This window comes from Indioceanicola profundi (assembly GCF_003568845.1).
Classification (GTDB): Bacteria; Pseudomonadota; Alphaproteobacteria; order Azospirillales; family Azospirillaceae; genus Indioceanicola; species Indioceanicola profundi.
This window is the reverse complement of record NZ_CP030127.1, coordinates 1140605-1153519: the sequence shown is the minus strand read 5'-3', so window position 1 is coordinate 1153519 and position 12915 is coordinate 1140605. Positions and strand designations below refer to the sequence as shown.

Here is a 12915-nt window from a genome sequence, read left to right as displayed (position 1 = left end):
CCGTCGCTGAACTCCGCCTGGTCCGGTTGAGCAACTCTCTCATTTGGAAGCAGCCCGGCAAGGCTGTTCCCAACAGGCCGCCCCTGTCCGACAGGTCCGGACAAGTACGGTCCAGCCTGTTCATCCGGATATGCCAGAAGCTATGGAATAGTGGCGGAATTACCGACCCGCTTGCGAAAAGCCACCGGGCATGATGCAGAACACCATCTGGGTCCCGGTGGACACGACCGTCGTGATCCGCGCCAAGTTCAAGCGGTGGGTGGGCAAGAGTGTCCTACACTGCCACATCCTGCCGCACGAGGACACCGGCATGATGCAGAACTCCCTGATTAAGCGGTCGGCGGCCAAGTAAGACCCTGGACGTTCGCCCGACAGGTGACCCTTCCGGGCGGGAGGGTCCGCCTGAAGCCGGCCGGAGTGGCGTTATTTTTCGCCCGGTGCGCTTCCGAGCAGGGTGCCGTACAGCTCCTTGTTACCGATCACGCCAACGGCCTTGCCGTCTTCCTGCATGACGATGGGTGCGCCGGTCTGGTTGCGGATCTGAATGGCCTCGCGCATGGTGATGTCCACTGGGGCGGCCACCACGGCCCGTTCCGGCAGGTCTTCGAGCTGCTCCGGGCCGGCATATTCCACAATCGGAACCGGTGCCCGGCCTTCCATGGAGGCGATGTGCGGCGCTCCGTCCGGATCAAGCTGCACGGTGGTCCGTGTCTCGGTCTCCGCCACAAGCGTGCCGTTCTTCAACTGCTTCAGCGCGTCCAGCGGCGTCATGATGGAGGCGCCGCGCAGCACATTGACCGGGTTCATGTGCGCGACGAATTCCTGCACATAGGCATTGACCGGGTTCAGCGCGATCTCCTCGGGCGTGCCAGTCTGGACGATGCGGCCGCTTTCCATGATGGCGATGCGGCTGCCGATCTTCATCGCCTCATCCAGGTCGTGGCTGACGAAGATGATGGTCTTCTTGAGTTGCTTCTGCAGGTCCAGCAACTCGTCCTGCAACTTGCTGCGGATCAGCGGGTCAAGCGCGGAGAAGGGCTCATCCATCAGCAGGATGGGCGCATCCATTGCAAAGGCGCGGGCCAGACCCACCCGCTGCTGCATGCCGCCGGACAGCTCATGGGCGTAGGCGTCCTTCCAGGCCTCCAGCCCGACCATGGCCAGCCGCTCCGCAACGATGATGTCGCGCTTGTGCTTGGGCATGCCCTGGAGCTCCAGGCCGAAGCCGACATTTTCGGCCACGGTCCGCCAGGGCAGCAGGGCGAACTGCTGGAACACCATGGCGATGCCGTGGCTGCGGAGCTGCTTGAGTTCCGCGGGCCGGCAGGACGACACATCGGTGGTCCGCCCGTTGGCGGTAACCAGCACCTGGCCCCGGCTCGGGCGGTTCAGCCCGTTCACGCAGCGCAGCAGCGTGGACTTGCCGGAGCCGGACAGGCCCATCAGCACGCAGATCTCGCCTTCCCGGATGTCCAGCGTGGCGCCCGCGACGCCGACCACCTGACCGGTACGCTCCTGGATCGCCGCGCGGTCCAGCCCCTGATCGAGCAGGCGGAGCGCCTCGGCCGGGTGGTTCCCGAACAGGACATCGACATTGCGAAACGCAACGGCCGTGCCGGATTCGGCAGGGCAGGCGGTGGACGGCTTGGTCATGGACGTCTCCGTTCGGGTTGCTTGCAGATGCGGTCCATGATGATGGCCAGCAGCACGATAGCCAGTCCCGCTTCGAATCCCATGCTGATGTTCACCGTGTTCAAGGCCCGGACCACAGGCTTGCCCAGCCCGCCGGCGCCCACCAGTGCGGCGATCACCACCATCGACAGGGAGAGCATGATGCACTGGGTCAGCCCGGCCATGATGGTGGGCATGGCGTGCGGCAGCTCGATCTTCCACAGAAGCTGGCTGCGCGACGCGCCGAAGCTCTCACCCGCTTCCAGCAAGGCCTTGGGCGTCGAGGTCACGCCCAGATAGGTCAGGCGGACGGGGGCCGCGATGGCGAAGATCACCGTGGAGATAAGCCCCGGCACGACCCCCAGCCCGAACAGGATCAGGGTGGGGATCAGGTACACAAAGGTTGGAACAGTCTGTGTCAGGTCCAGCATGGGGCGGAGAACCTGATACAGCCATGGCCGGTGCGCCGCCGCGATGCCAAGCGGAGTCCCGACCAGCATGCAGATTGTGGTCGCGAACAGTACCAGGGACAACGTTTCCATCGTCGCCTCCCAGTAGCCCAGATTTACGATCAGCAGGCAGGCCGGCACGATCAGCGCCACCAGCCGCCAGGACCGGTGCAGCAACCAGGCCAGCGCCGCTAAAATGGCGATGGCCGCCAGCGGATTGGTCCAGAGCAGCAGGTCCGTCAGCCCGTTGATGACGAAGCCCAGCCCGTCGGAGATGGCGTAGAAGACGAAGGCCGCGTGCTCGTTAAGCCAGTCCACCGCATCGCCCATCCAGCGGCCCAGCGGAATCTTGTGCTCGGCGAGCCAGGCAATGGGATCTGTCATGCGCCCGCTCCCGGAGCCGGAAGAGGGGAACGCTCATGGGCAGGCGCCGTCGCCAAGCGGCTATTATTCAAGAAACGCATCAATCACCCAACTTCTGCTTCACCGCCGCTGCCGCGTCGCCACCCTCGAAGGTGGTGACGCCGTCCAGCCAGGACAACGCCACCTCGGGATGACGCTTCAGCCAGGCCTCCGCAGCCTTGGTGGGCTCGACGCCGTCGTCGAGGATGGCGCCCATGATCTCGTTCTCCATGTCCAGCGTGAATTCGAGATTGTCCACGAAGCGCCCCGCATTGGGGCATTCCTCGCGGAATCCCTTGCGCACGTTGGTATGGACTTCGGCCCCGCCGAAATCAGGGCCGAATACCTCATCGCCGCCATCCAGATACATCAGATCGTGGCGGGCGTTCATCGGATGCGGCGCCCAGCCCAGGAAGACGACCCATTGCTTGCGGCGGGCCGAGCGGGATACCTGCGCCAGCATGCCCTGTTCCGAGCTCTCCACCAGTTCGAAGTCGCCCAGGCCGAACATGTCCTTCTGGATCATCTCCTGGATCAGGCGGTTGCCGTCGTTCCCCGGCTCGATACCGTAAATCCTGCCGTCCAGCTCATCCTCGAACTTCGAGATGTCCTGGAAGGTAGTGAGCCCGCCTTCCGCCACATAGCGCGGAACCGCCAACGTGTACTTGGCCCCGGTCAGATTGGCGCCCAGCGTTTCCACCGAGCCGTCCTCCAGATAGGGCCGGACATCGCCTTCCATGGTCGGCATCCAGTTGCCAAGGAAGACGTCCACATCGCCGTTCTTCATGCTGGCATAGGTCACCGGAACCGACAGCAGCTCCGTCTCCGGCTGATAGTTCAGCGCCTCCAGCACCACGGACGCGACGGCCGTTGTGGCGGTGATATCGGTCCAGCCGATATCGGAGAAAGTCACCGTCCGGCAGGCTTGGTCGTCGGCGGCAGCGGCCGGCAGCGCGCCAGTGGCGGCAGCCGCGGCCAGACAGCCGGCGAGGAGGGCGCGTCGGCTTGCAGCATTCTTCATCGTTCTTCTTCTCCTTCAACAGCGCGGCGGACAGGGCCCCGGGAGCCAACATTCCACCGTGCGGCACATCCCAGCAAGGGGCGCCGTCCTGTTCACCACAACTCCGTCCATCCCTCGAAACAGGCCAGAGCCCGGAAGGGATCATTGCTGCGGCGTTTCTTGATTGACTGTTCAATTAAAAAAAGACAGGCTGGAGCTGTCAACCATAAATGTCCCAACTCGTGGCAGAGTGCCGGAATGCCCAAAGTCGGCTTACAGCCAATCCGTAGACGCCAGTTGATCAGCGCGACTATCGAGGCGATCCACGCATATGGATATGATGAGACGACCATGGCCAGAATTGCGGCCAGGGCTGGCTTGTCCCCTGGAATCATTACGCATTATTTTGGTGGAAAGGATGAGTTGCTGGAAGCGACCATGCGGTCGCTGCTCACCGACTTTCAGCGTCTGGTCGTCAAGGGTTTGCAGGAGCGGACGGAGCCGATGGACCGCATCTCGGCCATCGTCTCCGCCAGTTTCGATGAAACCCAGTGCACGCCGCAGGTGGTGGCGGCCTGGCTCGCCTTCTGGGCCCAGGTGCCGCACCACCCCGGGCTGGCCCGGCTGCAACGCACCTACCGGCTGCGGTTGCATTCCAACCTGCGGCGCGAGTTGGGCCGGCTGGGGCTTCCGCCGGAGAGCCGGGAAGAGTTGGCAGAGCTGACCGGCGGACTGATCGACGGCATCTGGATGCGTTCGGCCCTGTCCGGAACCGGGCTGGACACCGTGCGCGCCCGCCGCACCGTGCTGGGAAGCCTGCGGCTGCATCTGGCGGCGCTGGGCGTGGGCTGACCGGGCCATCGTGCCCGATGGCATTGAACTTTCTGGATCGGAACGAAGTACAGGATGATTATGGACGCGCAGAAGCTCTTCATCGGCGGCCAGGCTGTCGATGCTGTCTCCGGCACGACCTTCGACACCCACAACCCCGCCACGGGTGAGCTTCTTGCCCGCATTCAGATCGCCGGTGCAGAGGATATTGAGCGCGCCGTCGCCGCGGCGCGCGAGGGATTTGCCGTCTGGTCGGCCATGACCGGCGCCGAACGCGGGCGCATCCTGCTGCGCGCAGCCCAGCTCTTGCGCGAGCGCAATGAGGAGCTGGCCCGGCTGGAAGCCCTGGATACCGGCCGCCCGATCCAGGAAACCAGCGTGGTCGATGTCACCTCCGGCGCGGACTGCCTGGAATATTACGGCGGCATGGCCGCTACCCTGACCGGCCAGCATATCCCGCTGGGCCCCAAGGCTTTCGCCTATACAAGCCGGGAGCCGTTGGGCATCTGCGCCGGCATCGGGGCCTGGAACTATCCCATCCAGATCGCCTGCTGGAAATCGGCACCGGCCCTGGCCTGCGGCAACGCCATGATCTTCAAGCCGGCCGAGATGACGCCCTTGTCGGCCATGAAGCTGGCGGAGATCTATGCCGAAGCCGGGCTGCCGGCGGGCGTCTTCAATGTGGTGCAGGGCTTCGCCGAGACCGGCCGCGCTTTGACCCGCCATCCCGGCATCGCCAAGGTGTCCCTGACCGGGGAGGTCGGCACCGGCAAGGCGGTGATGGCCGATGCGGCATCCACGCTAAAGCACGTCACCATGGAGCTGGGCGGCAAGTCGCCGCTGATCGTCTTCGACGACGCCAATCTGGATAATGCCGTCGGCGGCGCCATGCTGGGCAACTTCTACAGCCAGGGCGAGGTCTGCTCCAACGGCACCCGCGTCTTCGTGCATCGAAGCGTGATGGATGCTTTCCTGGAGAAGCTCGCGACCCGCACCGCCCGCATGGTGATCGGCGATCCGCTGCGCCCCGACACCCATGTCGGCCCGCTGATCTCCAGGGAGCATATGGAGAAGGTGCTGGGCTACATCGCCAAGGGCCGCGCCGAAGGGGCCCGACTGGTGGCCGGCGGGCACCGCGTCACCGATGGCGACTGCGCCCGCGGCTGGTTCGTCGCCCCCACCATCTTCGCTGACTGCACGGATGAGATGAGCATCGTGCGGGAGGAGATTTTCGGACCCGTGATGACCGTGCTGCCCTTCGATGATGAGCAGGAGGTGATCGCCCGCGCAAACGACACGCCCTTCGGGCTGGCGGCCGGCGTCTTCACCCGCGATCTCAGCCGCGGCCACCGCGTCGTTGCCCGGCTGGAGGCCGGCACCTGCTGGATCAACAGCTATAATCTGACGCCCATTGAGATGCCCTTCGGCGGCTACAAGCAGTCCGGCCTGGGCCGGGAGAACGGGCACGCCGCCATCGAACACTACACCCAGCTCAAGAGCGTCCATGTCGCGCTTGGCGATGTGGACTGCCCGTACTGAGCCGATGCCGGCCGGCCCGCCGGCCGGCCACCCGCAGATGACGAATCGAGAACGATGACCGATACATATGATTATGTGATCGTCGGCGCCGGCTCGGCCGGCTGCGTGCTTGCCAACCGCCTGACCGAGGACCCGGAGGTGAAGGTCCTCCTGCTGGAAGCCGGCCCGCGCGATCACTGGTGGGACTGGCGCCTGCATATGCCCAGCGCGCTGAGCTACCCGATGCAGTCCCGCACCTACAACTGGGACTATCACACCGTTCCGCAGGAGACCCTCGGCGGTCGCCGGATGCACTGGCCGCGCGGCCGCGTACTTGGCGGCTCCTCCTCCATCAACGGGATGGCCTATGTGCGGGGACATGCGCTGGATTATGAGCGCTGGGCCGCCGATCCGGCGCTGGCGCACTGGGACTATGCCCATGTGCTGCCCTATTTCCGCAAAGCGGAGAGCCGCGACAAGGGGGCGGACGCCTATCATGGCGGAGAGGGGCCGCTGCATGTCTCCACCGGCCGCTGCCGGAACCCGCTTTACCGCGCCTTCATCGAAGCCGGGGTCCAGGCGGGATATCCGCTGACCGAGGACCAGAACGGATATCGGCAGGAAGGCTTCGGCAGCATGGATATGACGGTGTCCGGTGGCCGCCGTTGGTCCACCGCCATGGCCTATCTGCGCCCGGCGCAGAAGCGGCCGAACCTGACTGTCCAGACGGGCGCCATGACCACCCGCATTCTGCTGGAGGGCCGACAGGCCCGCAGCGTGGAATGGGTGGGCCGGCGCGGGCAGGTGACCAAGGTTCGTGCGGAGCGTGAGCTGATCCTGTCCGGCGGGCCGATCAACTCGCCCCAACTCCTGATGCTGTCCGGCATCGGCGATGCCGACGAACTGCGGGCGGCAGGCGTCGATCCCGTCCATCATCTGCCCGGCGTGGGCAAAAATCTCCAGGATCATCTGGAGATCTATGTGCAGCAGGAATCCCTGCAGCCCATCACGCTCTACGGCGCGCTGAGCCCGCTGGCCAAGATCCGGATCGGGCTGGAATGGTACCTGCTGAAGCGCGGCCTGGGCGCCACCAACCATTTCGAAGCCGGGGGCTTCATCCGGTCGCGGACCGGGATCAAGCATCCCGACCTGCAGTACCACTTCCTGCCCATGGCGGTGCGCTATGACGGCCGCAACCCGTCCGATCGGCACGGCTATCAGGCCCATGTCGGGCCGATGCGGTCCAGGAGCACGGGGTTCCTGCGGCTGAAGAACAACGACCCGCGCCAGCATCCGATCATCGATCCCCGCTATATGAGCCACCCGGAGGATTGGGAGGAGATGCGGGCCGCTGTGCGGCTGACGCGGGAGATTTTCGCACAGCCTGCCTTCGATCCCTTCCGCGGCGCGGAACTGGCGCCGGGGCCGGAGGTGCGTACGGATGCGGAGATCGACGCCTGGATCGCCCAGCATTGCGAAAGCGCCTACCATCCCTCCTGCTCCTGCAAGATGGGCTCGGACGCGCAGTCCGTCGTGGATGGGGAGTGCCGGGTGATCGGGCTGGAAGGGCTGCGGGTGGTGGACAGCTCCATCATGCCATCCATCGTATCGGGCAATCTGAACGCGCCCACTATCATGATCGCCGAGAAGGCAGCGGACATGATCCGTGGCCGCGCCGCCTTGCCGCCCTCACAGGCGCCCTACCATGTGCCGGATGACTGGCGGCAGGCCCAGCGACCCGGCGGGGCGTCTGAAGAACTGGGGCGGCGGCGGCCGGCTCCGGTCCACGCCGACGCCCTGTGACCGGCCGCGCCAGCATGCCCTATGTGCTTCTTGCCCTTGCGGTACTGGCCGAAGTGATCGCCACCAGCGCCTTGAAGGCGACGGATGGTTTCACCCGGCCGCTGCCCAGCATCGTCGTGGTGATCGGCTATGGCATCGCCTTCTACCTGCTTGCCCTGTGCCTGCGCACATTGGGCCTCGGCTTCGTCTACGCCGTCTGGTCGGGGTTGGGCATAGTTCTGGCCGCTCTGGCTGGCATTGTGCTGTATGGCGAGAGGATCGATGCCGCGGGCGCGGTCGGCATCGGGCTGATCATCACGGGCATGCTGGTGCTCAATTTCCTGTCCAGGACGGGCGGACACTGAACCGTAGCGGGCGGCGGTAGCCCCTACGGCTCCGCCCCTGCATCGATTGCAGGCACTGCCCTCAATCAACCGCGTTCCGCCTAGCGCAGGTCGGCAGGCGCATAGCCTCCCGCTCATTACATTGCAGCGCAGCAACCATGCGCAAAACCCACTGCTCCAAAAGAGTTCGCGGCTTTGTCAAAACCGGCACCCGCGCTATATATCAGTGCAGGAGCCATGGCATCATAACCAGATGCTGCAATGCAGCAAAGCGGCCATGGAACCGGGAGAGAGACGCCGCCTTACGCTGATGAGAGCGGTACCATGACGAACATCGATCTGACGAACAGTAGAATTGCCTGCAACCTGAACGGTGCTGGCCGCAGCGCGACGCAGAACCACCGGCTGCACGCGCTTGTCTCCCGGCTGGGTGCGCACCTCCGCCGCGTTGCGGCGCGGTGGGAATACAACCAGCGCTGCCGGGCTTTGAGCCAGCTGAGCGATGTCCAACTCAGCCGTCTCGGCATTCAGCGGCGGGATATCCCCCGCTATGCCCTCGTCGACCAGGACAATGGCAGCGCCAGATAAGTTGAAGGGCCGGGCCGGTTCGGGGCGGTAAGCTCCGATCGGCCCTGCGGCCTGCCATGTTGAGCACCCGTGCTTCCGTAGTGGTGGTCACATCGGGCGGCATGGCTGCTGCCGACGATGTCCTGGCGGGGCGTGGATATTGCGGGGAAAAGCCGGCGCGCAAGCGGTTCCACAGGCGAAATGATGCAATAGCGGATTGACCCGGGTGCAGGCGGCGGTAATGAAGGTCGCTTGATGAGCGCCTTGCCGCTCACAGCCTCAGACCGGGAGACCTCTTGCTCCGAATTGCCTCTACTGGACAGCGCCGCGGACGTCCGGCCGTGCGGACATATCTCTGGCTGCTGGTGCTCGCTTGCACGGTGCCGATCCTGCTGCTGACCATCGCGCGCGAGGTGCAGGCCTATGGCAGGGCGGTGGAGCGGGCGCAGCAACAGACGCTCGAAACCGCCCGCGCCCTGCGCTTCGCACTCGACCGCGAACTGGACGGGCGCATGAAGAGCGTGCAGGCGCTCGCCTTCTCACGCGCGCTTGAGGCGGGGGATCTGTCGTCCTTCCGCGAACAGGCGGAGCGCTTTCTCACCATCCAGCCGCAGGGCAGTTCCATCATCCTGTCCGATGCTTCCGGCCAGCAGCTGCTGAATACCAATCTGGAACCGGAGAGCCCGTTGCCGCGGCGCGGCAGCATGGACCCGGTGGAGCATGTTTTTTCGGCGGGACAGCCCTATGTGTCGGGACTTTTCATCGCGGCGGGAACGGGCCGCCCGACGCTGGGCGTCGAGGTTCCGGTGTTCCGGAACGGCGAGCCGGTCTACGACCTGACGCTCTCCCTTCCGCTCCGACTCTTCCAGGACCTGATCCACAGCCATGCGCTGCCGGAGAACTGGACCGTTTCGGTGTTCGACCAGTACAAGGTGCATATCGTGCGCCAACCGGAACCGGAACGCTTCCTCGGCTCCGGTCCTGGCGACGCTCTGCGCGCCCTGATGGAGGCCGGATCGGAAGGTGCCGGAGAGGCGGTCACCCTGGCCGGCGTTCCGGCCTTCACCGTCTTCAGCCGGTCGGACCTCTCGAACTGGAGCGTGGTGATCTCGGTGCCGCGGGCCATCCTGCAGCGCGACCTGCAATGGTCGCTTGCAGGCGCTGTCGCCACCTGGATGCTGATCGCTGGTATCGGGGCTTTCGCCGCATCACGCGTGTCCCGGAGGATCACAGTCCCCATTGAGCGCCTTGCGGAAATGGCGCGGGCGATGGGCAGTGGCGAGACCCTTCCTCCAGCGCCGCCCGGCCCGCGGGAGGTGGAGCATGTCGGAAAGGCGCTGGCCACCTCGGCCGCAGCACTCCGCGAAAGCCAGGACCGCCTGCGGCTTGCACATCAGGCCGGGCGCGTAGGGCAGTGGGACCTGGACCTCGCCAGCGGGAGCATGTGGTGGTCGGACAGCATGTACCTGCTGTGCGGCCTGGAGCCACGGGACGGGAGGCTCAGCCTCGATGAGGTGCGGGCGATGATCCATCCCGACGACCTGGCCGTCGCCGCGCAGGCGGGGCGAGCGGCGCTGGCGGGCGAGCAGCCCTTCGACATCGAGGTTCGCCTTCTGGGCGGAGATGGAAAGACGCGTTGGATCGTCTCGCGTGCTGAAGTGGTGCGCGATGGGGAGGGCCGGCCCGTCCGGCTCATCGGTATCGATATGGATGTCACGGATCGGCGGGAGGCGCAGGAGCGTGAGCGGCTTCTGATCCGGGAGGTGGATCACCGCGCCAAGAACGTCCTGGCCGTCGTACAGGCGCTGGTCCGGCTGACCCCGGCGGACGATCCCGGAAAATTCGCCGCCGCCGTCGAGAGCCGCATTTCGGCGCTCGCACGCGCCCATACGCTGCTGGCGAACAGCCGCTGGACCGGTGTCGGCCTGCGCGAGCTGTTGGAGCAGGAGTTCGCTCCCTATCTGGCGGACCCGCGGGACGGCTCCCATCGGGTGGCTCTGGACGGACCACCGGTCATAGTCCTGCCGGATGCGGCCCAGCCCATCTCCATGATGGCGCACGAACTCGCGACCAATGCGGCGAAATACGGCGCCATGTCCGTTGCCGGTGGACGGCTTCAGGTTTCGTGGATCTTGAACAGCCGCAGCCGGCGACTTGAAGTCACATGGCTGGAACAAGGCGGCCCCGCCATTGCCGCCGCACCCGCCCGCCAAGGTTTCGGGACGACGCTGCTTCACACGAGCGCCCGCCAGCTCGGCGGTGAAGTCGCCTTCGACTGGATGCCCGGCGGCCTGCAATGCATCTGGAGCCTGCCTGCGGACCAGGTCGCCTGGTGGGGCGAAGCGAACGCCCAAGCCCCCCAACCAGCGCCGGATCGGAATTAGCGGCGCGGGTCGCAGTCGCTGTAATGACCGGCGGCACGCGGCTGGACACGCGCCAGGGCAGTGACGGACGCAGCCTGATATCCGCAGGCATGAACCTCCTGCCGGCGGCGCTCGAAGGATTTCATCAGGCGGCCATAGGTGGAAAGGCGGATCGGCCTGCCATCCCTCAGCCGGCGCCAAGTGGATTCGCTGATGCCGTACGTCTCCCGCAGGCAGTCCTTGGTGATCGCGGGAAGGTGGCTCTTCAACTGGTGGAACAGGGTGCGTTCCACGATGATCATCCGCCATTCCATTCCAGACCCCTCCGTTTCTCGGGACATTCCGGGCAGTGCCGCCGGCATCCGCCCAAGGCTCGAAGATGTCAGGCCAGCAGATGCCGAAGCGCGTGGTCGACGATGGCGTCCACCGGCTGGCCGATGTCGCAGGCGATGGCGTTCTCGGCCCTGTCCGGCGGCTCTAGCGTGGCGAGCTGGCTTTCCAGCAGGGTCACCGGCATGAAGTGCCCCTCGCGCAGGGACATCCGCGATCGCAGCAGGCTTTCCGATCCGACCAGATGCACGATGCGCAGGTCGGGTGCTGCCATCCGCAGCCGGTCGCGATAGGCGCGCTTCAGGGCGGAGCAGGCCACCACCAGCCCCGCGCCACGCACGCCGGCGTCCTGGAGGCGCTGGGCGATGCTGTCCAGCCAGCCGCGCCGGTCCTCATCCGTCAGGGGAATGCCGGCCGCCATGCGGGCGACATTCTCCGGCGGGTGCAGGCCGTCGGCCTCCAGGAACGGCATGCCGAGTGCCTCCGACAAGGCCGCGCCGACACTGGACTTGCCGCAGCCGCAGACGCCCATGACCAGGATGGATGCTGGACCCTTCATGCCGCACCTCAGTTCAGGCGATGCCCGTCGCGCGGGCAGAACAGGCTGACCGCGGCTCCGTCGAGCTGGAGCGGGACGGGGCCGTGCATGGAAAGGTCTGTGCCGGGGGCCACGCGCATGGTGATCTGCTGCTGCGCCAGCGCTACCAGGACATAGAGATCCGGCCCTGTCGGCTCCGACATCAGCACCCGGCCGGGAACCGTGGCGGGCGCACCGGCAGCTGCGATGCTGGCATGCTCCGGCCGGAAGCCCAGAACCACGCTGTGCCCGGCCTGCACCCCGGCCCCGGCCTTGAGGCCGGGCAGGGGGATCAGCAGATCCTCGACCCGCAGGCCGGCGCCGTCGCCCGCCGCTTCCAGCCTGCCCTCGACGAAGTTCATGGTGGGCGCGCCGACGAAGGAGGCCACAAAGCGGTTAGCCGGGCGGGCATAGACCACCTCCGGCCGGTCGCATTGCTGGATGCGGCCCTTCTCCAGTACGACGATGCGGCTGGCCAGGGTCATCGCCTCCACCTGGTCGTGGGTCACGTACAGGGTCGTGCGGCGGCTTTCGCCATGTAGGCGCTTCAGCTCCACCCGCATGTCGGCGCGCAGCTTGGCGTCCAGGTTGGACAAGGGCTCATCCAGCAGGAACACCGACGGCTGGCGCACCAGGGCGCGGCCGATGGCGACGCGCTGCTGCTGCCCGCCGGAAAGCTGGGACGGCTTGCGGTCCAGCAGGTGGCTGATCTGGAGCAGGCCGGCAACCTCCTGCACCCGCCGCTCCACCATTGCGGCCGGCTCTCCACGCATCTTCAGGCCGAAGCCGATGTTCCGGCGCACCGACATGGTGGGGTAAAGCGCGTAGGACTGGAACACCATGGCGATGTCCCGCTCATCCGGTTCCAGGCCGGTGACGTCGCGGTCGCCGAAGTGGATGGTGCCGCCGCTGGCCGCCTCCAGCCCCGCCACGATGTTCAGCAAGGTGGACTTGCCGCAGCCGGACGGCCCCAGCAGCACCAGGAACTCGCCCGGCTCGATGTCCAGGGAGATGCTCTCCAGGATGGCGGCGCTGCCGTAGCACTTGCGGATGTTGTTCAGACGGACCTGTTGCATGGCTT

13 protein-coding genes are annotated in these 12915 nt (G+C 66.1%); 7 read left to right on the top strand and 6 right to left on the bottom strand.

The window, feature by feature from the left end:
* Positions 1-190: 190 nt before the first annotated feature.
* The gene (locus DOL89_RS21125; protein ID WP_119681296.1) at positions 191-352 is read left to right on the top strand and encodes a multicopper oxidase domain-containing protein; all 162 of its coding nucleotides are present in this window, start codon (positions 191-193) and stop codon (positions 350-352) included.
* Between the two features lie 71 nt (positions 353-423).
* On the opposite strand, the gene choV is transcribed toward DOL89_RS21125, so the two are convergent.
* The 3 genes from choV to DOL89_RS21110 all read right to left on the bottom strand — a co-directional run bounded on the left by choV (position 424) and on the right by DOL89_RS21110 (position 3543).
* Positions 424-1653, bottom strand: coding sequence for a choline ABC transporter ATP-binding protein (gene choV / locus DOL89_RS21120; protein WP_119681295.1), 1230 nt, complete (start codon positions 1651-1653; stop codon positions 424-426).
* The gene (gene choW / locus DOL89_RS21115; protein WP_119681294.1) at positions 1650-2504 is read right to left on the bottom strand and encodes a choline ABC transporter permease subunit; all 855 of its coding nucleotides are present in this window, start codon (positions 2502-2504) and stop codon (positions 1650-1652) included. Before choW ends, choV begins: the two co-directional genes overlap by 4 nt.
* A gap of 79 nt (positions 2505-2583) precedes the next feature.
* Positions 2584-3543, bottom strand: coding sequence for a choline ABC transporter substrate-binding protein (locus tag DOL89_RS21110; protein WP_119681293.1), 960 nt, complete (start codon positions 3541-3543; stop codon positions 2584-2586).
* A gap of 237 nt (positions 3544-3780) precedes the next feature.
* Here DOL89_RS21110 and betI point away from each other — a divergent pair, with 237 nt between their 5' ends.
* The 6 genes from betI to DOL89_RS21085 all read left to right on the top strand — a co-directional run bounded on the left by betI (position 3781) and on the right by DOL89_RS21085 (position 10948).
* Positions 3781-4374, top strand: coding sequence for a choline-binding transcriptional repressor BetI (gene betI / locus DOL89_RS25685; RefSeq protein WP_225890005.1), 594 nt, complete (start codon positions 3781-3783; stop codon positions 4372-4374).
* Between the two features lie 60 nt (positions 4375-4434).
* Entirely contained in the window at positions 4435-5892 is a 1458-nt protein-coding gene (betB, locus tag DOL89_RS21105) for a betaine-aldehyde dehydrogenase (protein ID WP_404813508.1), read from the top strand.
* A 54-nt stretch (positions 5893-5946) separates the two neighbouring features.
* Positions 5947-7674, top strand: coding sequence for a choline dehydrogenase (gene betA, locus DOL89_RS21100; protein WP_119681292.1), 1728 nt, complete (start codon positions 5947-5949; stop codon positions 7672-7674).
* A gap of 14 nt (positions 7675-7688) precedes the next feature.
* Positions 7689-8018: a DMT family transporter gene (locus DOL89_RS21095; RefSeq protein ID WP_119681396.1), complete on the top strand. Its 330-nt coding sequence runs from the start codon at positions 7689-7691 to the stop codon at positions 8016-8018.
* A gap of 303 nt (positions 8019-8321) precedes the next feature.
* Entirely contained in the window at positions 8322-8585 is a 264-nt protein-coding gene (locus tag DOL89_RS21090; protein ID WP_119681291.1) for a DUF1127 domain-containing protein, read from the top strand.
* Between the two features lie 320 nt (positions 8586-8905).
* A complete protein-coding gene (locus DOL89_RS21085; RefSeq protein ID WP_119681290.1) occupies positions 8906-10948 on the top strand; it encodes a sensor histidine kinase in 2043 nt (680 codons plus the stop codon).
* Here the strand turns inward: DOL89_RS21085 and DOL89_RS21080 are convergent.
* The 3 genes from DOL89_RS21080 to DOL89_RS21070 all read right to left on the bottom strand — a co-directional run bounded on the left by DOL89_RS21080 (position 10945) and on the right by DOL89_RS21070 (position 12910).
* On the bottom strand, positions 10945-11229 hold the full coding sequence (locus DOL89_RS21080) for a hypothetical protein (RefSeq protein ID WP_162937601.1): 285 nt from the start codon (positions 11227-11229) through the stop codon (positions 10945-10947). The two genes, DOL89_RS21085 and DOL89_RS21080, sit on opposite strands and share 4 nt — an antisense overlap.
* A gap of 80 nt (positions 11230-11309) precedes the next feature.
* Positions 11310-11816: a gluconokinase gene (locus DOL89_RS21075; RefSeq protein ID WP_119681288.1), complete on the bottom strand. Its 507-nt coding sequence runs from the start codon at positions 11814-11816 to the stop codon at positions 11310-11312.
* An 8-nt stretch (positions 11817-11824) separates the two neighbouring features.
* A complete protein-coding gene (locus DOL89_RS21070) occupies positions 11825-12910 on the bottom strand; it encodes an ABC transporter ATP-binding protein (RefSeq protein ID WP_119681287.1) in 1086 nt (361 codons plus the stop codon).
* Positions 12911-12915 lie beyond the last annotated feature (5 nt).